The organism is Gemmatimonadota bacterium (assembly GCA_040388535.1).
Lineage (GTDB): Bacteria > Gemmatimonadota > Gemmatimonadetes > Gemmatimonadales > GWC2-71-9 > Palsa-1233.
The window spans coordinates 1,073,900-1,097,906 of sequence record JAZKBR010000002.1 but is presented as its reverse complement, the minus strand read 5'-3'; the positions used below and the strand labels follow the sequence as shown (position 1 = coordinate 1,097,906).

Genomic DNA, 24,007 nt, shown 5'->3' with positions numbered 1-24,007 from the left:
GTTCGACGTGTGGACGCCACCTCGTTGCCCGGAGACACACCGGGGCGCCGGAGCGGCAGACCGACTAAAATGGTGGCGTTCGGGCGCGCGTGCGCCCTCTACTGCCTCGAGACTGCCAATGCGCCCACTGCTCCGCTCTGCCCTGATCGCGGCCCTGACCCTCGGCGCCGTTCACCCTGCGCTCTCCGCGACCGTTCACGCTGGCAACGTTCGCCGTTGGGGCATCATGGGTCATCGCATCGTGGCGCGGGTGGCCGAGGGTCGCCTCACCCCGGCCGCCGCCGCCGAGGTGGCCCGGTTGCTCGATGGTGCCGGGATCCCGTCGGTCGCCAACTGGGCCGACTCCTTCCGGGTCAAGCATCCCGAGACGGGCGTCTGGCACTATGTCGATATCCCTACCTGGGAAAAGAGCTACGACTCGGTCCGCGACTGCAAGGACGGAGGCTGTGTCATTGCTGCCCTCAATACGAAGATCGCGATCCTGAGTGACAAACGTCGCTCAAAGGACGAGCGCGCCGAGGCATTGCGCTTCGTGGTGCATTTCGTGGGAGACATGCACCAGCCCCTCCACTCCGGCGAACGCGCCGACAAGGGGGGCAATGACGTGAAGCTCACCTTCGAGGGGCGCGCCACGAACCTGCATTCGGTCTGGGATAGCGGGATTCTGACGGCGATCGGCGAGAGCGAGGATGCCTTCGTGGAGCGGATCAATCAGCGACTCGCGACGCGCGGCGATCTGCGAATCATTGCGTCGGGAAGCATCACTGACTGGGCGATGGAATCGCACGATGTCGCGCGTGATGTGGTCTACAACTTCGTCCCGCCCTCGCTCGTGCTCGATGCGAGCTACCGCTCCGCCGTTCGCCCGGTGCTGGAAGACCGACTGCTGCGAGCCGGCGTGCGCCTCGCAGCAGTCCTGAATCGGGCCCTCGGCCAGTAACTACGCCGCGGTATCGTAGACGAAGCGCTCGTTGATGATCTTGCCACCCTTCCAGGTCTGGTGAGCCAGCTGGTCCATCGTGATCCGGTAGCCACCCTTGAGGGTGACATCGCCGATCCAGTGGATCACCACCTGGTCGCCGTCGACCAGCACATCGGGCGCGCTCATCGAATGCACCGCCTCGATCGAGTTCACGAACTCCACCTCACGCTCACGGTTGGCCGACTTCCCGATCATCGGTTCCTTGCGATTCTCCTGCATCACCACGCCCTCGTCGTAGTACTTCTCGAAGGCATCCAGCAGCTTGCCCGTCGTGACCAGATGCACGAGGTCGTGGGCAGCATCACGGTTTGACATAGCGATCATCCTCTCGGAAGTGGTTGTGATTGACGGATTCAGATGCTGGCTGGCGACGGCGTCGCCGAGCTGAGCCGGGGCATCGTGACATTGCTGATGGCCCTGTCGAGCGACCACCGACCACTGCCGCGAACCATCACGATCGATGCGAGCGCGAGCGCGAGGAGGTGGAACTCGAAGCCCTCGCCGCCCTGGGTGCCGGTCCAGTTCATGAAGAAGTGCCCGCGATGCACCATTAGCGCGGCGACAGTCATCACCGAGGCGACGCCGAACGAGGCCACCCGGCCAATGAGGCCGAGTACCAGGCCGAGGGATCCGGCGAGCTCAGCGACGATGGCGAGCACGGCGAAGGCCAGCGGAATTCCCTGCGACGTCATGAAGCCCACGGTCCCGTCGAAGCCGTAGCCCCCGAAGAGTCCTAGGGTCTTCTGTAGCGCGTGCGGGAGGATGACGAGCCCGAGGACGACCCGGGCGATGAGCGGGGTGATATCGTCGGTGGTGGCAAGCAAGCGGCGGAACATCTGGTACCTCCAGGGCATCGGTTGACCGTTGCGGGCCCTCTGGCCCGACGGCGATGGAGGTATCTTAGTACAATATGATTTACTAGTCAAGTATTACTCAGCAAACCGTCTCCCGGCAGAGTATGTTCCAGATTGAAAATGGCTATTCCAGGGCGTTTCTGATCTGATCCAGGGCGTGAATCAGCGCTTTCAGCTCGGCAGCGGGAAGTTCATGACCGACTTCCCCCTCGATGCGGGCCATGATCGGATCAAGCTCGGCGAGCAGCGCCAGCCCTTCCGGGGTAATCCGGCAGCGCACCTCGCGCCGGTCATCGGAGGCACGCGAGCGGCTGGCGAGTCCGGCTTCCTCGAGCTTGTCGACGAGTCGAGTGATGGCGGCCGAGGGGTCGATCATCCGGCAGCGAATGGCGAGGGTCGGCAGCCCGGCGCCGCCGGCGCCGCGAAGAATTCGCAGGACGTTGTACTGGGCCGGCGAAATCTTGGACGGCGCGAGCGCACGGGTGATCACGCGATCGAGGATCGAAGCGGTGTGCGAAATGCCGAGGAGCGCCTCCTGGGCAGCGCTCCCGAAGGGTCGGGTCTGGCCGATCTCCGCTTGCAGCTGCGAAGTCGACGGGGTCGCGGACTCGTCGGTCATCGACCCCAAGCTAACTCGTTTTTTCGAGTCAGTGACCCGCGTGGTCGTGCATGTCCATCGCCATTCCCTTCCCCATCCGGTTCAGGTCGGCCAGGTCGGCGATCATTCCTTTGTCGGTGAGGTCGAGCGCCGGCCACTTGCTTAGGTCGTCTGGCGCGAAGAGACCAACAATGTGCGCCATTGCACCAGCGCGCAGCAGTTTGCCCGTCGGATTGTCATAGACGCCAATGACCCGGTAGCGCGTCGCGGTCCTGAGCTTGATGCCGTCGCCGGTCACACCAGGAAGCGATCGCGAGACCGCGGTGACCTTGCCTTCGGCCGTCCGGCTCGCATCCACCTTCGCGATCACCTTGCCCGAGGCGACCTCCTCGAGCCGGACCGAGGTGCCGTAATCGTGCATGTGGCCGCCAAACGCGAGCAGGCGTCCTGACGCCGGAACCGTGAATTCAAAGGACTTCTCGCTGTGCCCAGGCACCACGTCGAAAGCATCTTCGCCGCCGACGGTGAGGTTGACATCGGCGTAGAACGGGAGGGCATCAACCGGTCGCGGACTCAGGTTCTCGGGCGAGTACGGCAGGCGCACGGTCACGGTGACGCAATCGAGATCCTTGCCGCTGGTGTTCTGCCAGGCGAGGTAGACACCAAGCTTCGCTCCCACCTTCATCGGCACCCCGATCGACTTCGGAACGAGTGCAGCCTCAGTCTCGGCGCCGGCGCCGAAGATTCGTTCGGCCGCCGGATACACCAGCTGCCGCCGATCGAAGTTGATACCGATGAGGTGATGAACCATTGCTGCGGGGAGTGGCTTGCCGTCGACGTCGGCGACCTCGATGCGAAAGCCACGAAGCCACCCGGCCACCGGCCAGACGAAGGGGAGCACCGGCGTGTTGTGATCGTTCATCATCGCCATGTCCGCGTGGTCCATTCCCGGCGGCATATTCGGCACGTGGAATGGCCCAAGCGTCACGACGACTTCCCTGCGGGCCTTGTCGATCTTTACCGTCGCAGTCGGATCATGACGGTACGGCAACGCGGGCGGGCCGGCCACAGTCAGGGCCCCGAGCGCAAACAGCAGTCCCAACATCGAAATCACCTCAGTTCCGGGATCTATCGGCAGCGTCACTCTGGAACGTGGCTGCAGAACCTACAACGTCCAATCCAAAGAACTAGTTCCGTCGACCGGCTCTTGCTCGAGTAGCTCCACGAAACTAGGATATGCGCACATATGAATAGACTTTCGGCTCCGTGATCCTCCTCGGCCTCCTCGGCTTCATCGCCGTCGGGATTTCCCTTGGCCTGCTCGGCGGCGGCGGATCGATCCTCGCTGTCCCTGTTCTCGTGCACCTCATGGGATTGCCCGCCAAAGTTGCCGTCCCGATGTCGCTGCCGGTGGTCGGCATTGCGGCGGCGGCCGGAGCCTGGGCTCGCTGGCGCAAGGGTCAGCTACAGCTCAAGACCGTGGCGCTCTTCGCGGCCTGTGCCATGACCGCGTCCTACCTCGCGGCGCGCATCGGCACCCAGATCGCCGACCGGCCGCGGCTGATCCTGTTCGCGCTGGTGATGCTGGTTGCTGCCTCGGCGATGTGGTACCGCTCTCGTCGGCAACCGACGCAGCCTGTTCCGGACGATGCGGTTCCTGTTGTCGCGGCACCCATGAGGGTGATCCCCGCGGCTGTCGCGGTCGGGTCGCTCACCGGCCTCGTCGGCGTGGGTGGTGGCTTCCTCATCGTCCCCGCCCTCGCTGGTGTCCTCGGCCTCCCGATGGCCGCTGCCACGGCCACCTCGCTCGCGGTGATCGCACTCAACACGGTCGCCGCCGGTGCCGGCTGGATTGGTCGCGTCTCGCTCGACTGGCGGACCACTGCGGCGGTGACCGCCGCGGCACTGGTCGGGATGGCGATCGGGACGCGATTCGCACCGCGCTTCGCGGCACGCACCCTGACCCGCGCGTTTGCGGTGCTGCTGCTGGCACTGGCGATCTTCATGTTGTGGCAGGAATTCCGAACGCCGACTCCCGTCTCGTGAGGCGCTGACATGCTCGTCCGTCGATTCTATGATGACCGCCTGGCGCAGGCGAGTTACCTGATTGCCTGTCAGCGCACGGGCGAAGGGATCGTGATCGACCCCGCGCGCGACATCACACCATATCTCGAGGCGGCTCGCGACGAAGGCGTGCGCATCACTCGCGTCACCGAGACGCATATCCACGCCGATTTCGTCTCCGGCGCTCGCGAGCTGGCCGCGCGCACTGGTGCGACGCCGCTCCTCTCTGCCGAAGGCGGCCCTGACTGGCAATACGGCTGGGCGGCCTCCGACGGAGCGACATTGCTGCACGATGGCGACGTGATCTCGCTCGGTGGCGTCCGTCTCGAAGTGTGGCACACGCCGGGTCATACACCCGAGCATCTCGCGTTCGTCGTGGTCGATAGTGCCCGCAGCGAAGAACCGGTCGCGCTCGTCTCGGGGGACTTCGTCTTCGTGGGTGATGTCGGCCGCCCCGACCTGCTCGAGAAGGCCGCTCACATCGCCGGCACGATGGCCGCCGGCGCGCGCGAACTCTTTGCCTCCCTCCAGCGGCTTGCGTCGCTTCCCGACCACGTGCAGATCTGGCCGGGGCACGGCGCGGGCTCGGCGTGTGGCAAGGCGCTCGGAGCGATGCCAACGAGCACGCTCGGCTACGAACGTCGTACCAACTGGGCCTTCGCGATTTCCGACGAGGCGACCTTCGTCGCCAGCGTGCTCGAAGGCCAGCCTGCTCCGCCCAGCTATTTCGGCACGATGAAGCGGATCAATCGCGACGGCCCGCGCGTGCTCGGTGCGCAGGGAGCCGTGGCTCAGCTCCCGGCAGAGCAGCTGGCGACAGCGCTGCTGGAAACAGCGGTCGTCGATCTGCGCCCATTTGCTCAATACGCCGAAGGCCACGTCCGCGGCACGCTGAATCTGCCGCTCATCAAGGCGTTCACGACCTGGGCCGGGTGGCTGCTTCGCTACGACCGCGACATCACCCTCATCTCCCCGGATGAGCGCAGCACCGCCGAGGCGCGCCGGGCGCTCGCTTCAATCGGGCTCGATCGCGTGCGCGGAGCGTTCGACACGACAGTAATCGACGTGGCCCGACACGACTCACGCGACGCGCGGGTAACGAAGGGTGATGTGACGACGGCCGAGTCATTGATGGATGCGGGCAGGACGGTGATCGACCTGCGCGAGGCAAGCGAGTGGAACGCCGGTCACATCCCGGGGGCAGAACATCACCCTCTCGGCACGCTCGCCGACGCGATGGCAGGGGTCGACCGTGATACGCCGCTCGCCATCCACTGCCAGAGCGGCACTCGATCGGCAATCGGTGCGTCGCTGCTCGATCAGCTCGGCTTCACCGATGTGATCGACCTGACCGGTGGCTGGACGGCGTGGTCCGCCGCGGCCAGGAAGGCAACGGCATGACGTCGCGACGGATGGCCACCGAGGCACTCGACGAAATCGCCGAGCGCTTTCGCGCCCTCGGCGAACCGGCGCGACTGGCGTTACTGGAGGCGTTACGGGATGGCGAGCGCACCGTGACGGAGCTGGTGGCGCTGAGCGGGCAGACCCAGGCGAACGTCTCGCGGCACCTGGCGATCCTGCACGCCGCCGGCCTGGTTACCCGGCGACGCGAAGGGGTTTACGTACACTATGTCGTCGCGGACGCCGAAGTGTGGCAGCTCTGTGACCTCGTCTGCAGTCGGCTCCTGCGCGGTGCCGATGCGATGCGTCGTGCGGTCGGCTGAGCGCTAGGGGCCCTCTGTCAGCAATGGCAGCGATGGGGTAAAGGTCCAGGGGTTGGTCAGTCGTGCCGACCCGTCAAAGAGCGTCGCCCCTCTGATCCGTTCGTAGACCGTGTGCCAGCTGTAGACCCCGCCGCTCCCGGCAGCGCCGGAAATCCAGAGCCGCAGGTTGTCAGTGGTTGCGTCGTACTGAAAGGAGGCGCGGTACACCACATCAGCAATCTGCTCGTTCATGCCTCGCACAACGACTGGTGCCTCGTTGACCACCCACGCCACGCCATCCGGCGAACGGGCGAACATCATTGCGGGGGGTGCGCAGCTCCCGCTCGGCTTCGCGCTATACATACCCCAGTACTCGTTGCGTGAGGGGATCCACTGCACGTCGAGGTGCCACGGCATCGGCGCGCCGGCCGAGAGGGTAACGTCCGTGGGAGGGCCCCAGCTGATGCCGTCCGAGGAACGACGGACCGTCATCTTCGTGCTGGTCGCCGAGCAGCCATAGGCCCCCGCATCAACCGCCCACATCAGCCATTCCGTGGCGCTGCGTCGCACGACGGCAGGCGACACCAGCTGATCTCGCGGGGCGTGTACGACGAGCACTGGCGGCGACCACTTCACCCCGGTCGTGCTGCGCACCAGATAGATGTCGTTGCCCTCGTCTACCTGTCGATAATAGAGCCAGATCTCACTCGTCGAGGCGTTGTAGACCAGATCGGGGTCGGAGAGATAGCTCGAGCCCGTCGGTTGGACGACCGGGTTTCGAAGTCCGCTGGGGGTGCGCCAGCGCCAGCTCCCGAGGCCGCCGTAGAACGACGGGTTCTCGAAGTTCCGGTTTCCCTGCGGATACGGCGTCACCACGAGGAAGCTGCCTCGCGGAGTATCGACATAGTCCGGATGCACGGTCTCGTTGGAGCCGTCGTAGGTGCGGAGATCGAGCGGCAAGAACGGGTCGAACGCAATCACCGGGTCAGCAGACGGATCGTGACGAGTCACAAAGTCGAGCATCACGGAGTCGGTCGCCGCCACGGGGCGGGCAATGAGCCGCGATGCGCCGGGCGTGTCGCCGAGCACGAAACGGACGGTGGTCCGCCCATACGGGTCGGTCTGGGTGGTGTCCTCCGTCGGGAGGCCATTCGCGCCCACCCAGACGATACGACGCGCGGCGAGCGGTGTGCCGCTCTCGTCCGTGACCCGGATATCGATCGGTAGCGCGAGTGAGTCACCCGGGTCCCCGACCTGGCCATTGCCACCCATCACCTCGATCCGGACGCGCGCAGGCGGCGGGACCACCGATTCGGTTGGCGCGACCGAGCATGCGACCAGTAATGACACAACAAGGCACCAGCCCCCGCGAGAGGGGTGTCTGACCAGGAGGGACATCGTGACTCGTGTGTTGAACACCGGACCACTCGGGGGGGACCTGAGCGGTGGCTTCCGGTGCTGGCGCTGGGGGAGCGGGTAAGGTCGGACCGAACGGCAATTACCGCAAGGGCTGCAGCGTTACCAGCGGGCTCGGACCCCGCGAACATCGACGTGCAGGAACGGGCCGTGGGCCTTCGTGGGCTTGTAGGCCGAGAGGCCCCCAATGAGATCGGGGTGTGCCAGCTCGATGCTCTCGGCCAGCGTGAGCAGCCATTGCGCGTCGGCACGGTTGACGCGGCCGTCGCGGTTGAGGTCATCCATACGGCCGTTGTCGTCGCCATCGACGAAGACGTCCGCGGCATTGCCATACATATGCTGCGAGTCCCTGGCCCGTCCGCCCAGGCGACCCACACCCTTGGCGTTGTACTGGGGGGTGCGGAAGCCGGACATCACAACCAGATGCGCCGAGCGACCCGCGGCCTCGAGCGCATCTGCAAGGAGCTCGAGCTTGTCGAGGAGGCGGGGCTCGAGCACCAGATACTTCGGCCAGACCGTCGGTTGGTCGTGGGTGACGAAGTCGGCAAGGTGGAATCGCTTGGAGACCGCGAGGTTCAGGTTGTCGAGCGTGACCGGGATGAAGCCATCCGGCACCGCTTCCTGGCCATTTCGCTCGCCGGGCCAGACGCCGAGGCGGTAGCCCCCCAGCAGCCCATGCTCCTTGGCCGCGAATGGCACCAGTGAGAGCAGGTGCACTGCTTCGCCGTCGGGGGCGGCCATCTCGGCGTCGTGGAAGCCGGGGTCGAGGTCGCTGCCGTGCGAAGCAAAGAGGCGTTCGAGCGCCGGCAGCCGGAGGACTCTGGCCGCCTGCGAGGGGATGATCCTGAGCTTACCGCTTTTCCCCAGGAAGGAGAGGAGCCCACGGGTGGTGTCCACGGGCTCCGCCGCCGCGCGGCCGATCAGGCCGACGAGGAGGAGCAGGCCGGACGCCAGGCGGCCGGTCGGGGCGAGGAGCGCTCGAATCGTCACGGGGCGGAAACTACTGCGGTGGACCGCTTCAGGTCAGTCACCCCCGCCGCCGGGTAGGGATAGCCCTTCCGGAGGACCTGATCGAGGGTACGGTCGTGACCGTAGACATCCCCGTAGAAGAAAGTCTCGCCCGCCTCGCTCACCGTCACCGTCTGATACACCAGGAAGACCGGTACCCGGGCCGTGAGCGGCACCCACCGGGTGACGGAATCGGTCGTCATCACGCTCTTCACCGAATCGGCGGGCCATTGCGCGCGATCGCGCAGCAGGAAGGCCGCCAGCGCCATCGGATCACTCACGCGGATGCAGCCGTGCGAGAAATCGCGGCGCGCGCGGGCAAAGAAGCCCTTCGAGGGCGTGTCGTGGAGGTAGATGTCTTCGGCGTTCGGCATCACGAATTTCACGCGTCCGAGCGCGTTCCAGCTCCCCGGCGTCTGGCGCACCTGCACCGTCGTCCCGATGCGCCGGATATTCGAATCGACCGCGGGCACCACAGTCCGGCCGCGCAGCAGTTCGTAGTGTTCCTTCGCGAGATAGCCCGGGTCCTTCCGCGCCTTGGGAAGGATCTCGTCCTTGGCGATCGACTTCGGAACATTCCACGACGGGTGAAACTGGACCGCGACGAGATCCACGGCGAGCAGCGGGGTGTCGTGCTTCACGGCTGCACCGACTACCACGTTCATCGCGAGCATGTCGGCCTCGACATCCTGCGCGGTGCTGAACGCGGTCAGCCGATAGCCCGGAATGTTGACGATGATCGGCGGCACATCGAAGCGTCGCGGCAGCCAGCGCCACCGTTCCAGCGTCAACTCGATCGAACGGACCCGCTCATCGAAAGGATGCAACAGGCGCGCACGGGTGGAATCGCCCACGACGCCATCGGCGGAGAAGCCCTGCCGGCGCTGAAAACGACGGATCGCCTGCTCGAGTGACTTGTCGTAGATCGAATCACCTTCTCCTGCGCGATGCACCGCCGAGCTGTCGCTGAGGTCGCCGATCAGCGTGAGCAGGCGGCGCAGTTGCGGCGCCCCGGCATACGTGGTGCCGACCTTGAGCTTGCGCGGCAATTCCGGCAACGACAGCAGCGTGGAGTCCTGCGCCAGGATCCGATAGGTCACCAGCGCGGCCTGCAGCCGGCGGTACTGATAGAACCGGGGCTCGAGCGCGCGAAAACTCGCGGCCGGCTGGGCGGCCTGACTTGCGTCGGCGAGAAACGCCGTCGCATCGAAGGCTTCGCGCTTGAGCATCAGCGTCGGATGCAGTGTGCGTGGATCGACACGGCCGCGGTCGAGCGCGAGCGCGTAGCGGACGACGGCGGCGCTCAGCGCGATATCGAAGCGCGCCGCCCGGCTGTCGTCTCGGCCCGTGAGTGAGTCGACTTCGGCGGCGAGTCGCGTGGCGTCATAATCGAGTGGATCGAGGCCGCGGTCCCGGGCGCTGCCGATTTCCTTGAGCACCAGGCGCGCGGCGGGCGTCGGCTTCCCCCCAACCAGCCAGTACGGCTCCCAGAGGTGCCCATCGTAGGCGGTCCGCAATGCAACGCGGACATCACCGAGGTCGCCCCAGCGCATCAGGGAGTTGGTCGGCGTATCGAGGGCGGTGTGCAGCTCCGCACTGCCGGTGTCAGCCGGTGGCGTGAGCAGCGCAATCATCAGGGCAGGAGCGAGCAGAAGCATTGGCATCAATCTAGGCAGGAATCGGACCCGCGACCGAAAAGGGTTCAAGACGGAGCACGGGAGTGCTTGTTAAGTGGCAATTTCCGCTGCAACCTGCGCCCCCTGTGGGCGCGTAGTACCTCCGAAGCACGTCACGACATACTGTTTCCGGAGGCACCGATGCGCACCACGACGCTGAGTCTGATCGCCGCCACATTCCTAGCCCTGCCGCTGGTCGCGCAGGACGCACCCAGGCCGCAGGCCGCGCCGCGTCGGGCCGCCGAGGCCGCAGCCGCTGCGGACCGGGCAGCGGATCGCCTCACCGAGGCCCAGCGCGACCGCCTCGAAGCCATCCGGAGCCGCTACAGCAAGGAAGCCCGCAGCGCCCGCGAAGCCTCGCGAGCCCGCCGCGAAAAGATGCGCGACGAGGTCCGCGGGGTCCTGACGGCGGAGCAGCGAGCCCGGCTCGATCGCCGTCGTGAAATGATGCAGGATCGCGGTCCCGGGATGCGGGCCCGGATGGCCCAGCCACGCGGAATGCGAGGGAACGGCAGGGGGCGCGGGATGCGTGGCATGGCCCCGATGCAGATGCGCGGCCGGATGGGTGCCGCTATGGAAGGCAGGATGGGAATGCGCGGCCGAATGGCCCCGGGGGTGGTGGGCGGGCGTGGCATGATGATGCCGATGCCGCGTCGGGCGATGGATGGCGCGCCCGAGGCCCCCGCGCGCCCTGCGATGCGCCGGGCCAGGCCGGCACCGCCGGCTCAGCCCGCCCGCCCTGCAGGGGACAACTAGGCCCGTCGGCCCCCCGCCATGTCGCGCCGCACGGTCAAGCGCTTTCCCTTGATCGTGCTGGCGCGCAACGCGGCGACCACCTTCTCGATCAATTCTTCCGGCAGTTCCACCAACGCAAACTTGTCGGTAATCTCGATGGTACCGATGGCACGTGCATCGACCTTCGCTTCATTGACAATCGCCCCCACCAGATCGGTGGGTCGCAGGTTGTTCTTCCGCCCGGCTCCGACATAGATCCGTGACATCCCGGCTGTCCGAGGCGGCCGCGGCTTCTTGGCGGAATCCTTGGGGCGTTCGGAGCGCTCCATCGGCGCCGGGATATCGGCGTCATCGGCCGCGCCGGCTCCGGCACCCGCTGCGTGCACCAGCTGCACCGCGGCCATCGCGATGTCCATGACATCAAATTCGTTGGAGAGCGACTCCACGACCACGCGATACCGATCCGTCTCGCCCGCGAGCAGTGCCTCGCGAATTGTCGCCGTGGTGACCTCGAGACGCCGCGCCTGCACATCCATCACGGTGGGGAGCTGCGCGGTGACGATCTTCTGCCGGGTCGCCGCTTCGATGTTGCGAAGCAGGCGATGTTCACGCGGCTCGATGAGCGTGATTGCGACGCCCTCACGCCCAGCGCGGCCGGTGCGGCCGATCCGGTGGACATACGCCGCCGGTGACTCCGGCACATTGAAGTTGACCACGTGCGAAAGGTGGTCGATGTCGAGCCCGCGCGCGGCGACATCGGTCGCCACCAGCAAATCGATCTTGCCGGCGCGAGTCTTCTTCATCACCCGATCGCGCTGATCCTGCGTCATGCCGCCGTGCAGCATCTCGACGCGCATCCCGTGTCCGCCCAGGGTCTCGCCGAGGGTATCGACCTCGGTCCGGGTACGACAGAACACCAGCGCCAGCGTCGGCGCCTCGAGATCGAGAATCCGCGCGAGCGCCTGCACCTTGTGGGCGCGGGCTACCACGTACGCCGTTTGCCGCACCCGTGGCTCGGCCCCGGCGACTGCTGCCTGACGCGCGACCAGGATCCGTTCAGGATTCTTGAGATGCCGTTCGGCAATCTTCGCGATCCGCGGCGCAAGGGTGGCCGAGAAGAGCGCCGTCTGGCGCACTTCGGGCACCGCCTCGAGAATGGTCTCGAGCTCGTCGGCAAAGCCCATGTCGAGCATCTCATCGGCTTCGTCGAGGACGACCGCCATCAGTCCGCTCAGATCGAGCGTGCTGCGACGGATATGATCGAGCGCACGACCCGGGGTCGCCACCACCACGTGAACGCCGCGTCGGAGCGCGCGAATCTGCTGATCGAAGGCCTGGCCGCCGTAGATCGGTACCACGATTGCGCCGAACGGCCGGCCGTAGCGATGGAACGCCTCGGCGACCTGCATTGCCAATTCGCGGGTCGGGACCAGCACCAGCACGGCCGGCTTCGACGCGCGCGCTGCCCCGGTCGGCAACCGCTGCAGCAGCGGCAACGCGAAGGCCGCCGTCTTGCCGGTGCCGGTCGCTGCCTGACCGAGCACATCCCGCCCCTGCAGCAGCGGCGGAATCGCCTCGACCTGGATCGGCGTCGGCTCTTCGTAGCCCAGGGCGGTAAGCGCCTCGGTGACGGCGGGCGCGAGCCCGAGTTCCGCGAAGGTGGTCACTACTGCTTGGTCCAGACGTTGTTGCTGCGGTCGATATCGAGCAGTCGCTTCTCGGGATCGAGCTCGACCTTCATGAGCTGCTTCCCCGTGACGGTATAGCGGCGGAGATATTTCACCGAATTGGTGCTCCAGACTTCGGCCGGGTAGCGGAAGTCCTGCGTGGTGCCGTCGGTGTAGGAGAAGCGGGCGATGATCGGCAGGACGCCGCGCTGCTTGTTGCCGTACACGACAGTGATCTGGGTGCTGTCTCCGACCGCGCGCGACGACACCAGGTCGACGCTCTGGTCGAAGCGGGCGTTCTCGATGAACCATTGACGGAAGAACCAGTCGAGTCGCCGGCCGCTGACGTCCATCATGGTGCGATAGAAGTCGGTTGGCGTCGGATGCTTGAAGGCCCAGCGCGCGGTGTAGGTGCGGAACGCGTCGTCGAACGCCTCCGGCCCGAGAATCTCCTGGCGCAACAGCTGCAGGCCGACACTCGGCTTGAGATACGCCGAGAAACCGAGGAACTGCGGATTGATCCGATCGGGATTGATGTCGACCGGCTTGTCGGCGCCGGCCTTCATCACCTGCTCGATGAGCCCTCGCTCCTCGGCCGCACGCGCCATCTGATCGCCCTTGGCGGGATAGCGGCGCCCTTCGGAGAAGGTGTTGATGAAGGTGTTGAAGCCTTCGTCCTGCCACATGTAGAGTCGCTCGTTGGAGCCGACGATCATCGGGAACCACATGTGCCCGATCTCGTGGGTGACGACGTTGTAGAGATCGAACACGTCATCGCCCTTCGCTTCCATCGCGATCATCGGGTATTCCATGCCGCTGATCGGGCCTTCGACGGCCGAGATGTGCGGCCAAGGGTACGGGAACCAGCGCTCGGAGTATTCCTGGATCGACATCCGCGACTGATCGGCGGCATCACTCCAGTTGGCCGACGCGCTTGGGCGGTAATAGCCCATCGCGAGGATTCCCTTGTAGCTCGAGGCATCCCACTGATAATCGGGTGACGCCGCGAAGACCGCGTCCCGAACATTCTTCGCCGCGAACTTCCAGGTCAGCGTGCCGCTGGTCCGCATCCGGGCCGTGCCATTCTTCAGCTCGTCCGCCGTGATGATGCGGATCACGCTGTCGGACTTGGCCGCGCGGGCGATGCGTGCCTGCTGCGCTGGCGTGAGAACTTCGGCGCCGTTCATCAGGGCACCAGTGGCCGCGACGATGTAGCCGGCCGGCACGGTGATGGCGAGGTTGTAGTCGCCGTAGTCGAGGTAGAACTCGCCTTGCCCAAGATACGGGTCAGTGTTCCAGCCCCGCACGTCGTCATACACCGCCATGCGCGGATACCACTGTGCCAGCTCGTAGAGCGGGCCATCGCGACCCATCCGGTCGGCACCATGTTCGGGAATCAGGAAGTGCCACGCGATATCGAAGGTGGCCGTCTTCCCGGGTGCGAGCGGTTCCGCGAGATCGACCTTCATCATCGTCTCGTTGGCGCGGCGCGCGACACTCACGCGCTTCGCCGGACTCTTCGCTGCACCACCCACGACTTGCTCGAAGCGATCGAAGACATCGCCGCCTTCGAAGCCGCGTGCGCCGAACCGGGAGTCCTGCGGAAAGATGAACGAGTTGAGCGAGTTCGCCTTGAAGGCATTCTGCTCGGTTTGCAACCAGACATAGCGGAGCGTGTCTGGCGAATGGTTGGTGTATCGCAGGGTGAGCTGTCCGCGCAGCGTCTTGCTCGCGGTATCGAGCGTCGCGCTGAGGTCGTAATCGGCGCGGTTTTGCCAGTAGGTCGAGCCGGGTGCGCCGGCAGCGTTGCGCACGGTGGTGGCCGTGGGCAGCAAGAGCGGCGCGAAAATGGACGTATCGGCCACCGGCAGCGGAGCAACGGCCCCGGGCTGTTGCGCCTGGGCGGCGGTGGACACGGAGAGAACGAGGGCGAGCAACGCAAGGCGAGACATCGGAAATCCGGGCGAAAAAGGTGGCTGAATATACCACGCGAGACGAGGGGTGACGGGTGACAACCTCCCCATCACCCATCACCCATGACCCGTCACCTCTCGTCACCCCCATGATTCCGTTTTGTCATCTGTTCGAGCGAGGGGCGTCAGTTGTGGGGGCGATTGTCGAGACAGGGTGATTTCCGCATCCGCAACATCACGGAGGAAGCCCATGTTTGCCCAGCTCACCGCCTCGGCGCCGAGCCACGACGCCACTGCCCGCCCGACCATCATCAGCGGGCTGGTCCATCTCGTCCTGATTGCACTGGCCATTCAGGTGACTCGGGGGCTCACGGCAGCCCCGTCCCCGCGCAATGCAGTGGCATCGGAACTCTATCTGGCACCACGACTCCCGGCGGCGGCCGCGTTGCCAGCGAGCGCCGGTGCTCCGGCAACTGCTGCTGTTGCCGCTCCGAACCTGCTCCCCACGCCGGCCCCGCTCGACATCGCGACCTCGCTTCCCGCGGTCAATCTGCCCGCGGCGCCGGGTCGTTACGGCGGCAGCGGATCGGGCGAGCGCATCACACTACCAACGACCGGTGACGGCGACGCCGGAGCTGGCGGTACGCCGTGGCGCGCCAGCGAGGTCGACGAAACCGTGAGTGACCAGCGCGGTCCGCAGCCGCTCTACCCCGCGGTGCTCGCCCGCAGCGGCATCAGTGGTGAAGCCACACTGCAGTACATCGTCGACAGCACCGGGCGGGTCGAGCCAGGGAGCATCATCGTGATCGGCGCCTCGCGCCCCGAGTTCGGAGCGGCGGCAACCGTAGCGATCAGCGCCGCGCGCTTCACGCCCGCGAAGCGCCGGGGCGTCGCCGTGCGTCAGCTGGTACGCCAGTTGATCCGCTTCTCGCTGAAGTCAGGAGGTTGACTGCTCCGAAGCGGGTGCGTGACGTACATTGCAGCATGACCTTCACTCGCTTCGCGCTCCTCGGTGCACTCGCGTGCTTCGCCCTCCCGGCGCAGGCACAATCTCCCCGTGCCGAAGCGCGCACGGCGCAACGAATGGAATCGCTCCGGGGCAACACCCCTGCCCTCTACGCCTTCCTGCGCCAGATGCCAAAGGGCGGGGACCTGCACAGTCACCTCGGCGGCGCTGTGTACTCCGAGAGCTTCCTGCGATGGGCAGCGGAGGATGGCGGTTGCGTAACCACACGCTCGCCGGGCGTGGTGGCACCGCCGTGCGCGCAGGATTCCACACGGGTTCGCGCGACTCGGGCACTCGACGACCAGGCACTCTACGATGCCGTGATCGACGCGACGTCGATGCGCAACTGGCCGCCAGCGAACGGGGCCGGACACGATCACTTCTTCGAGACGTTCGCGCATCTCGATGCGACGTCACGGCGCACCGGCGACATGGTGGCCGAGGTGGCGCAGCGCGCGGCCGACGGCAAGGTGGCGTATCTGGAATTGATGAACACCTTCGAGGGGAGGAGCGTCGGTGCCCTCGCCGCGGCCTCGGGCTATCGCGATGACTGGGCCGCGCTGCGCGACACGATGTTCACGCTCGGCCTGGAGCGCGTGGTGCAGCAGGCCCGCGCGCAGATCGACAGCATCGAGGCGCGTCGCGACACGGTGCTGCACTGCGGTACGGCGGCAGCGAGGCCGGGGTGCGCCGTGACCGTGCGCTGGATCTATCAGGTGCTGCGCGCAGGTGCGCCGGCACAGGTGTTCGGCCAGATGCTGCTTGGCCTGCGGCTCGCCGAGGTCGACAGCCGGGTGGTGAGCATCAACCTGGTGCAGCCCGAAGACTGGCGCGTCCCGATGCAGGACTACTCGCTGCATATGCGAATGCTCCAGTGGCTGCGCCAGCGGTACCCGAAGACGAAGCTCACGCTGCATGCGGGTGAGCTCGCGGCCGGACTGGTGCCGCCCGAGGGGCTCCGGTTTCACGTCCGTGAAGCGGTGGAAGTTGCCGGCGCCCAGCGAATCGGCCATGGCGTGAGCGTCATGTACGAGGATCACCCCGATGCGCTGCTCGCCGAGATGGCGAAGCGCCAGGTGATGGTCGAGATCAACCTCACCAGCAACGACGGCATCCTCGGTGTGCGCGGAGCCGATCACCCACTCAGGAGCTATCTCGCGGCAGGCGTGCCGGTCGCGCTCTCTACCGACGACGAAGGGGTCAACCGGTCGGAGATGACCCAGGAGTATCTCCGCGCGGTGCGGGACCAGGGCCTGAGCTACCAGGTGCTCAAGCGGATGGCGCGCACCTCGTTGCAGTTCGCCTTCGTGGAGGGTGCATCGCTCTGGCAGGACTTCGCCCGGTTGAAGTCGGTGGCCGCCTGTGGCGGAGTGCTCGGCGGAATGCAGAGCGCCCGGTGTGCCGCCTATGTGGCAGCGAACCCCCGGGCGCGGCTGCAGTGGCAGCTCGAGCGAGACTTCTCGACGTTCGAGTCGAGCGCGACGACTACGCGCTGAGCGACGCTACTTCGCTCCGCCGGGTGCGCGACCGATCCGGCGACCGAAGATCATCTTGAAGGCGAGGCGGTCGGTGTTGGGCGTGAGCGCGATGCCGGTACCGAGATTGAATTCCCAGTCGGGGCCGAAGTCGATGTTGATGGCGGGAATGAGCTGCTGATCGGTTTCGTTCGCCGGCAACAGGTTGTTGAGCTTGCCGAGGCCGCCGTAGTACTCCAGCGCGATATTGAGCCGGCGCGACACGTCGAGATTCACCTGCACATTGGGCGCGAACTCGATGCCCTTCCCTGCGTTCTCACCCTTGAGTGCGACTTCTACCGTGGGATTCACCGCCCAGTAGAAGCGGCCAATCTGCTGGTCAATGATCGGACGGATCTCCCAGCTCCAGGTATCCTCGGAGAAGGCGCGGCGCTGATAGCCGACTTCCTGCGACAGCGAGAGTCCCACCGGCCAGTTCCAGCGCTCTGGAACAGACACGCGGGGCCGGATGTGATTGCCGACGTATTCGAGTCCGCCGCCCTTCGGCACCGCGGCAAAGGCGTAGAAGCCGATCTCGAACCAGTCGGTGAAGCCGTGGGTGATCTCGAGGGTCTCGTGGAGCGCGTGATAACTTGGCGAGATGCCGCCCGTCGCGACCCGGCTTCCCTTGCTGGTGAAATTGCTGTGCAGCTCGAAGATCGTCCGGCCCACCGGCACCAGCTCGGCGCCGTAGACCTGCACCTCGTAGTTGTCCTGGGCGGCGGCCGGAATAGCCGCGAGCGAGAGCACCAGCAGGGGAAGCCAGCAGGTCCGTAGGGTCACCTGTTCTCCGAGTAGGGATTCGCGCAGATACGCTTCAGCCGCCCGTCTCGTTGCGGGCAGGGGTGCCAGCGGGGGCGGCCCGGAGGTACTGGGACGGCCAGGCGACGCTCTCACCGAGGGCCTGCGCCGCGTGCAGCGGCCAATACGGATCTCGCAGCAACTCGCGCGCGAGCAGGACCACGTCGGCCTCTCCGGCCGTCAACACCGCCTCGACCTGGTGGGGGTCGGTCAGCAAGCCGACGGCCCCGGTGGCGATCTCTGCGTAACGCCGGATCTGCGCCGCAAAGGGGACCTGATAGCCGGGGCCAACGGGAATCTTCACCTTGGCGACATTGCCGCCAGTGGTGACATCCACGAGGTCGACCGAAGCGGCCTTCATCATTCGTGACAGCGTCACCGACTCCTCGATGTCCCAGCCTCCTTCGGTCCAGTCGGTGGCCGAGAGACGGACCCAGAGCGGCAAGGTGTCGCCAATCGCCGCACGCACCGAAGCGATCACCTGCATCACCAGGCGGCTGCGGTTTTCGAGAGTGCCGCCGTAGGCATCGGTGCGAGCGTTGCTCAGCGGCGAGAGGAACTGGTGCAGCAGGTAGCCGTGCGCGGCATGGATCTCGATCACTTCGAAGCCCGCCCGCACGGCGCGAGTGGCCGCATCGACGAACGCCGTGATGACCCGGTCGATCCCCGCCTGATCGAGCGCGGTGACCAAGGGATAGTCGGACGAGAAGGCGATGGCACTCGGCCCCACCACTTCCCAGCCGCCGGCGTCAATCGGCACTGCGCCGTGCCCGCGCCACGGCGCAAAGGTGCTCGCCTTGCGCCCAGCGTGCGCCAGCTGGATCCCGGCCACGCTTCCCTGCGCCTTGATGAAGTCGGTGATTCGCCGGAGACCCGGGATGTGCGCCTCGCTCCAGATGCCGGCATCGTCCGGCGAGATCCGCCCCTCGGGGAGCACCGCAGTGGCCTCGGTAAAGACCAGCCCGGCGCCGCCAACGGCACGGGTTCCGAGATGGATGTATTGCCACTCGTTGCTGAGGCCATCGGTGTAGGAGTACTGGCACATCGGCGACACCACGATCCGGTTGGGAAGTGTGATGGCGCGCGTGGCGAGTGGGGTGAAAAGCTGGGACACGTGGAACTCCGAGGCGAGATCATCCATCAATCATCCATGATCCATCATCCATCATCCTCAACGCAACACCGTCCGGGGAACAGAGGTTCCCGAATGTCACGAAGCCCCCGATGTCGTCTGACATCGAGGGCTGCGTGGGAACCGAGCGGGGAATCGAGCGAAACCCCGTCCGGCGGTTACTGAATCGTCTGCATCATCCCGAAGATCGGCAGGTACATCGCGATGATCATCCCGCCGACGATGACGCCGAGGAAGAGAATCATCACCGGCTCCATCAGCGAGAGGAGGCCGCCGACGGCGACGTCCACCTCATCATCGTAGAAGTCGGCGATCTTGCTGAGCATTTCGTCGAGACCACCGGTCTGTTCACCGACGGCGATCATCGAAATCACCATCGGCGGGAAGACGCCCGACTTCTCGAGCGGCGCCGCGATGGTATCACCACCAGCGATCGACGACCGCGACGCCATGATGGCGTCCTGGATGACCGCGTTACCGGCGGTCTTTGCGGTGATCTCGAGGCCATCGAGAATCGAGACGCCCGATGAAATGAGCGTGCCGAGGGTACGGGTGAAGCGCGACACGGCCGACTTGCGGAGCACGTCGCCGAGTACCGGGAAGGCGAGCAGCAGGCCGTCGATACGCCGGCGCCCCTGCGTGGTGGCGTAGAACTGCTTGAGGCCAAAACCGGCGGCGCCAATGAACAGGATCAACGCCCACCAGAAGCTCTGCAGAAAGTCGGAGAGCCCGATCACGATGCGGGTCGGCAGCGGCAATTCCATCGACACCGAGGCGAACATGTCCTGGAAGACCGGGATGACGAAGACGAGCAGGATGACGATGGCGCCCATCGCCACGGTGAGAATGACGCCAGGATAGATCATGGCGCTCTTCACCTTGCGGATCAGCTTGTCGTTCTTCTCGAGGAAGGTCGCGAGGCGGAGCAGAATCGTGTCGAGAATACCGCCCGCTTCGCCGGCCGCGACCATGTTGACGTAGAGGGCCGGGAAGACCGTAGGGTGCTTGCCGAAGGCGTCGGCCAGGGTGTTGCCGGCCTCGACGTCGAAGACCACCGCCTTGGTGGTGTCTTTCAGCTTCTGGTTCTCGGTCTGCTGCGCCAGGATGTTCAGCGACTGCACGAGCGGCAGGCCGGAGTTGATCATCGTGGCGAACTGCCGCGTGAAGATCACGACGTCGCGGGTACCCACGCCGCCGCCTGGCAGCGAGATCTTGATGTCGCGCGACGCCTCGCGCAACGACACGAGGAGGAGCCGGTTCTTGCGCAGGTGACCGATGAGTTCGTCCCGGTTGGGGGCGTCATAGGTCCCTTTCAGGATCTGACCGGTCGTGGCGTTTTTCGCGGTATACTCGAACACTGGCATGCGGACTCTCCCTTAGCGCGAACCGGCGAGCTTGGACTCGCCGAAGGCCTGCTCTTCCATGGGCGTCTCGCCGATCGCCCGGAGAAACTCCGCCGGGTTGGGCGAGACGCGAAGACACTCTTCCTTCGCGACCTCCCGGCTCATGTAGAGCTGGTAGAGGCCGTCGTTCATCGTCTGCATCCCGTGCTTCTTGCCCGCCTGCATCAGCGAGTAGATCTGGTGCACCTTGTCGTCACGAATCACCGACCGGATCGCCGGCGTCGCCACCATGATCTCGGCGACCATCGCGCGGCCGCGACCACTGGCCTTCGGCAGCAGGGTCTGGGTGATGACTCCCTCGAGCACGAACGCGAGCTGGGCCCGCACCTGCGACTGCTGATTGCTCGGGAAGACGTCGATGATGCGGTTGATCGCCTCGGGCGCCGAATTGGTGTGCAGCGTCGCGAGCGCAAGGTGGCCCGTCTCGGCGATGGTGAGCGCGGAGGAGATGGTCTCGAGGTCGCGCATTTCGCCGACGAGGATGACGTCCGGATCTTCACGCAGGGCGTACTTCAGCGCCGAGGCGAAGGAGCGCGTGTCGGTACCGACCTCACGCTGGTTGACGATGCACTTCTGGTGGCGATGGATGAACTCGATCGGATCTTCGACCGTGATGATGTGCCCGCGCCGCTCGCGATTGATCTTGTCGATCATCGCGGCAAGCGTGGTGCTCTTGCCGGAGCCCGTGGGGCCGGTGACCAGCACCAGGCCGCGCGGCTTTTCGGCGAGCTTGGCCACGATCGGCGGCAGCTTCAGCTCCTCGAACGACTTGACCGAGAACGGGATCATCCGGATCGCCATCGAGATGCAGCCGCGCTGCTTGAACACGTTGCCGCGGAAGCGCGCGAGGTTCTGGATGCCGAAGGAGAAGTCGAGTTCGTCTTCCTGCTCGAACCGCTTCTTCTGGGCCTCGGTGAGAACCGAGTAGGCCAGCGAAAGGGTGTCCTTCGGCGAGAGGATGTCCTCGACCGAGGCGTCGACGATCTCGCCGTCGACACGAAGCTTGGGGCGCTCGCCGGCGGTGATATGCAGGTCGGACGCGTCGCGCGACAGCATCTCTTCCAGCAGTCCACGGAGGTTCAGGCTCATTCGGCAGTCTCCTTCACGACTTCCTCAAGGGTGGTGATACCCCGCTCCAGTTTCTTCATGCCATCCATTCGGAGCGTCAGCATCCCCTCCGACACCGCCTGCTCGCGCAGGTCGGCTACGGAGTCGCCGGTCAGGATCATTCGGCGCAATGTGGGGGACATTGCCATCACTTCATACAGACCTGCCCGGCCACGATAGCCGGTCCCGCCGCAGTTGTCGCAGCCGGTGCCCTTCTTGAAATCGATCTGGCGCAGCGTCGCGATGTCGGCGTGGAGTGCCGAAAGCTCGACGTCGGTGTAATGGTGCGACGCCTTGCACTGGGTGCAGACGCGCCGGACCAGTCGCTGGGCCACCACGAGATTCACCGCGCTGGCCACGTTGAAGGCCTCGATCCCCATGTCGATCATGCGGGTGATCGTGCTGGGCGCGTCATTGGTGTGCAGCGTCGAGAGCACCAGGTGACCGGTGAGTGCCGCCTTGATGGCGATGCCGCCGGTTTCCAGGTCTCGAATTTCGCCGATCATGATGATGTTCGGGTCCTGGCGCAGGAAGGCGCGCAGCGCCGCCGCGAACGTCAGGCCGATCTCGTTCCGCACGGGGACCTGGTTGATGCCGGGGAGGTTGTACTCGACCGGATCTTCCGCCGTCATGATGTTGGTGTCGACCGTATTGATCCGCTGCAGCGCGGAATAGAGCGTGGTCGTCTTGCCGGAGCCCGTCGGGCCGGTGACCAGCACCATCCCGTACGGATTCAGGATCGCCTTCATCAGGTCCGCTTCGGCCTTGGGCTCGAAGCCGAACTTGGTCAGGTCGAGGGTCAGGTTTCCCTTGTCGAGAATTCGGAGCACGATCTTCTCGCCGAAGAGCACCGGCAGCGTCGAGACGCGGAAGTCGATGACCCGGCTCCCCATCTTGAGCTTGAGGCGGCCGTCCTGCGGCACCCGGCGCTCGGCGATGTTGAGCTGCGAGAGAATCTTGATGCGCGAGGTGAGCGCCGCCTTCATCTTGAGCGGCGGCTTCATCACTTCGAGCAGCGCGCCATCGACGCGGTAACGGATCCGGATCTCGTGCTCGAACGGCTCGACGTGGATGTCGGAGGCACCCCGCTTCACGGCGTCGGTGAGGATGCCGTTGATGAGCTTGACGACGGGGGCATCATCGACGAGCGCCTGCATCGCGAGCGCAGTTTCGTCTTCCTCGTCGTTGACGACCTCGATGTCCTCGGAGATCCCCTCCATCTCCTTGAGGATCGTCTGCAGCTGCTCGTCACTGGTCTCGTAGTGCTTCTCGATGAGGGCGCGCAGGGTCTGCTCGCCTGCCAGCACCGGGAAGAGATCGAACCGGGTGATGAACTTGAGGTCCTCGAGGAGACCCTGGTCTGCCGGATCGGCCACAGCGACCGTGAGGGTGCGTCCCTCGCGCTTGAGCGGCAGCACCATCCGCTTGATGGCGAGGTCGGCCGGGACCAGTCGGAGCATCCGCGGGTCGACCTCGAACTTCGAGAGGTCGACGGCCGGCATCCGGTACTGGCGCGCCAGCACCTTGGTCAGCTCGAGTTCGTCGATCAGCCCGAGGCGGACCAGCACGAAGCCGAGGCGCTGGTGGGTGGTCCGCTGCTCGTGGAGGGCGTGCGCGAGCTGCTCCCGGGTCAGCAACCCCTGGGCAAGCAGGAGGTCGCCGAGCCGGTCGGCGTGGGCCGGATCGCCCGAGGGGGCGTTGAGAGTCGCGTTAGGGCCGGTCATCCCTTGGCGAGGGTGCAAGGGGGATGCCTCGCGGCCACGGGGCCGTGATCGAGTAAAAAGTCACCGAACCACGAGTCGAGCGGCGAGTCGGCCGATCAGGGCCAGGGAGAAGCCACGGACCCGGATCAGGTCAGTGACTTGGCGAAATTGCCCTGCGCTATCGCGAAATGCCACGATGGCGCGAGCTCGACCCTCCCCGATCCCCGGCAAGGCGTCCAATTCCGCCACGCCGGCGCGGTTCAGGTCGACAATGGGATCACCGCCGACGGCCTGAGTATCGGCCACGACGCCACCAAAGGATAGATGCGGCGCGAGGCGGCGAAGCATTGCCGGGCCGATGCCGGCCACCCGGTCGAGCCCCGCGATGCCGCCGAACGCACCGTGAATCTGGCGATCCGCCACGATCCGTTTGGCGAGGGCGGGGCCGACCCCGGGAAGCCGCGCGAGCTCGGGGGGCGTCGCCCGTTCCACGTCGATCCGTTCGGTCGCGTCGATGGGCCGGGCGAGGGCCCGGGCCGAGTCACGATGGGCGAGCGGGTTGCCATCGGCGGCCGGATCGAGCCCGAGCGACACCGGAGCCGGAACGTTCGCGGCCCCCGAGACGGCGCGGATCAGGTGTCCGGCCACCCCGAGGGCGAGGAGAATCGTGAGCGACCTGCGCTCGGCGGGAGACATCACCGAGAATGGCGACCTGCCGTGGGAGG

At 65.9% G+C, this 24,007-nt stretch carries 22 protein-coding genes; 7 read left to right on the top strand and 15 right to left on the bottom strand.

Features of this window, described 5'->3' with window-relative positions; genetic code table 11:
* Positions 1-118 precede the first annotated feature (118 nt).
* Entirely contained in the window at positions 119-940 is an 822-nt protein-coding gene (locus tag V4558_08440) for a S1/P1 nuclease (protein ID MES2305522.1), read from the top strand.
* Here V4558_08440 and V4558_08435 read toward each other — a convergent pair whose 3' ends face one another.
* The 4 genes from V4558_08435 to V4558_08420 form a co-directional block, all read right to left on the bottom strand.
* The gene (locus V4558_08435) at positions 941-1,297 is read right to left on the bottom strand and encodes a SnoaL-like domain-containing protein (GenBank protein MES2305521.1); all 357 of its coding nucleotides are present in this window, start codon (positions 1,295-1,297) and stop codon (positions 941-943) included. It abuts the gene before it with no gap.
* A gap of 38 nt (positions 1,298-1,335) precedes the next feature.
* The gene (locus V4558_08430) at positions 1,336-1,818 is read right to left on the bottom strand and encodes a DoxX family protein (GenBank protein MES2305520.1); all 483 of its coding nucleotides are present in this window, start codon (positions 1,816-1,818) and stop codon (positions 1,336-1,338) included.
* Positions 1,819-1,960: 142 nt separating this feature from the next.
* Positions 1,961-2,455, bottom strand: coding sequence for a MarR family transcriptional regulator (locus V4558_08425; GenBank protein MES2305519.1), 495 nt, complete (start codon positions 2,453-2,455; stop codon positions 1,961-1,963).
* A 28-nt stretch (positions 2,456-2,483) separates the two neighbouring features.
* Complete coding sequence (locus V4558_08420) at positions 2,484-3,539, bottom strand: hypothetical protein (protein ID MES2305518.1); 1,056 nt, start codon at positions 3,537-3,539, stop codon at positions 2,484-2,486.
* A 161-nt stretch (positions 3,540-3,700) separates the two neighbouring features.
* Between V4558_08420 and V4558_08415 the strand changes: the two genes are divergently transcribed.
* Genes V4558_08415 through V4558_08405 form a run of 3 tightly spaced genes read left to right on the top strand, consistent with a single transcriptional unit; the run spans position 3,701 to position 6,222 of the window.
* Entirely contained in the window at positions 3,701-4,480 is a 780-nt protein-coding gene (locus V4558_08415; GenBank protein ID MES2305517.1) for a sulfite exporter TauE/SafE family protein, read from the top strand.
* A gap of 9 nt (positions 4,481-4,489) precedes the next feature.
* Positions 4,490-5,899 (top strand): rhodanese-like domain-containing protein, encoded by a 1,410-nt coding sequence (locus tag V4558_08410; protein MES2305516.1) that lies wholly within the window; start codon positions 4,490-4,492, stop codon positions 5,897-5,899.
* A complete protein-coding gene (locus V4558_08405) occupies positions 5,896-6,222 on the top strand; it encodes a metalloregulator ArsR/SmtB family transcription factor (protein MES2305515.1) in 327 nt (108 codons plus the stop codon). Before V4558_08410 ends, V4558_08405 begins: the two co-directional genes overlap by 4 nt.
* A 3-nt stretch (positions 6,223-6,225) precedes the next feature.
* Here the strand turns inward: V4558_08405 and V4558_08400 are convergent, their stop codons facing one another.
* The 3 genes from V4558_08400 to V4558_08390 all read right to left on the bottom strand — a co-directional run bounded on the left by V4558_08400 (position 6,226) and on the right by V4558_08390 (position 10,283).
* Positions 6,226-7,551, bottom strand: a complete 1,326-nt coding sequence (locus V4558_08400) for a sialidase family protein (GenBank protein MES2305514.1) — start codon at positions 7,549-7,551, stop codon at positions 6,226-6,228.
* Between the two features lie 168 nt (positions 7,552-7,719).
* A complete protein-coding gene (locus tag V4558_08395) occupies positions 7,720-8,607 on the bottom strand; it encodes a DUF882 domain-containing protein (protein ID MES2305513.1) in 888 nt (295 codons plus the stop codon).
* On the bottom strand, positions 8,604-10,283 hold the full coding sequence (locus V4558_08390) for a L,D-transpeptidase family protein (GenBank protein MES2305512.1): 1,680 nt from the start codon (positions 10,281-10,283) through the stop codon (positions 8,604-8,606). Before V4558_08390 ends, V4558_08395 begins: the two co-directional genes overlap by 4 nt.
* Positions 10,284-10,442: 159 nt before the next feature.
* On the opposite strand from V4558_08390, the gene V4558_08385 reads away from it, so the two are divergent.
* The gene (locus tag V4558_08385; protein MES2305511.1) at positions 10,443-11,057 is read left to right on the top strand and encodes a hypothetical protein; all 615 of its coding nucleotides are present in this window, start codon (positions 10,443-10,445) and stop codon (positions 11,055-11,057) included.
* Here the strand turns inward: V4558_08385 and V4558_08380 are convergent.
* The gene (locus tag V4558_08380; GenBank protein ID MES2305510.1) at positions 11,054-12,703 is read right to left on the bottom strand and encodes a DEAD/DEAH box helicase; all 1,650 of its coding nucleotides are present in this window, start codon (positions 12,701-12,703) and stop codon (positions 11,054-11,056) included. The genes V4558_08385 and V4558_08380 overlap by 4 nt on opposite strands.
* On the bottom strand, positions 12,703-14,655 hold the full coding sequence (locus tag V4558_08375; protein MES2305509.1) for a M1 family metallopeptidase: 1,953 nt from the start codon (positions 14,653-14,655) through the stop codon (positions 12,703-12,705). Before V4558_08375 ends, V4558_08380 begins: the two co-directional genes overlap by 1 nt.
* A 211-nt stretch (positions 14,656-14,866) precedes the next feature.
* On the opposite strand from V4558_08375, the gene V4558_08370 reads away from it, so the two are divergent.
* Together V4558_08370 and V4558_08365 are read left to right on the top strand one after the other, a co-directional pair.
* Positions 14,867-15,565: a TonB family protein gene (locus V4558_08370; GenBank protein MES2305508.1), complete on the top strand. Its 699-nt coding sequence runs from the start codon at positions 14,867-14,869 to the stop codon at positions 15,563-15,565.
* 35 nt (positions 15,566-15,600) lie between these two features.
* Positions 15,601-17,118: an adenosine deaminase gene (locus V4558_08365; GenBank protein MES2305507.1), complete on the top strand. Its 1,518-nt coding sequence runs from the start codon at positions 15,601-15,603 to the stop codon at positions 17,116-17,118.
* Between the two features lie 6 nt (positions 17,119-17,124).
* On the opposite strand, the gene V4558_08360 is transcribed toward V4558_08365, so the two are convergent.
* The 6 genes from V4558_08360 to V4558_08335 all read right to left on the bottom strand — a co-directional run bounded on the left by V4558_08360 (position 17,125) and on the right by V4558_08335 (position 23,978).
* Positions 17,125-17,919: a hypothetical protein gene (locus V4558_08360; GenBank protein MES2305506.1), complete on the bottom strand. Its 795-nt coding sequence runs from the start codon at positions 17,917-17,919 to the stop codon at positions 17,125-17,127.
* A 34-nt stretch (positions 17,920-17,953) separates the two neighbouring features.
* Positions 17,954-19,051: an NADH:flavin oxidoreductase/NADH oxidase gene (locus V4558_08355; protein ID MES2305505.1), complete on the bottom strand. Its 1,098-nt coding sequence runs from the start codon at positions 19,049-19,051 to the stop codon at positions 17,954-17,956.
* A 176-nt stretch (positions 19,052-19,227) separates the two neighbouring features.
* Positions 19,228-20,433, bottom strand: coding sequence for a type II secretion system F family protein (locus V4558_08350; protein ID MES2305504.1), 1,206 nt, complete (start codon positions 20,431-20,433; stop codon positions 19,228-19,230).
* Positions 20,434-20,445: 12 nt separating this feature from the next.
* Positions 20,446-21,561, bottom strand: coding sequence for a type IV pilus twitching motility protein PilT (locus tag V4558_08345; GenBank protein ID MES2305503.1), 1,116 nt, complete (start codon positions 21,559-21,561; stop codon positions 20,446-20,448).
* On the bottom strand, positions 21,558-23,303 hold the full coding sequence (gene pilB / locus V4558_08340) for a type IV-A pilus assembly ATPase PilB (GenBank protein ID MES2305502.1): 1,746 nt from the start codon (positions 23,301-23,303) through the stop codon (positions 21,558-21,560). Before pilB ends, V4558_08345 begins: the two co-directional genes overlap by 4 nt.
* 60 nt (positions 23,304-23,363) lie before the next feature.
* Positions 23,364-23,978, bottom strand: coding sequence for a helix-hairpin-helix domain-containing protein (locus V4558_08335; protein MES2305501.1), 615 nt, complete (start codon positions 23,976-23,978; stop codon positions 23,364-23,366).
* Between the last annotated feature and the right edge of the window lie 29 nt (positions 23,979-24,007).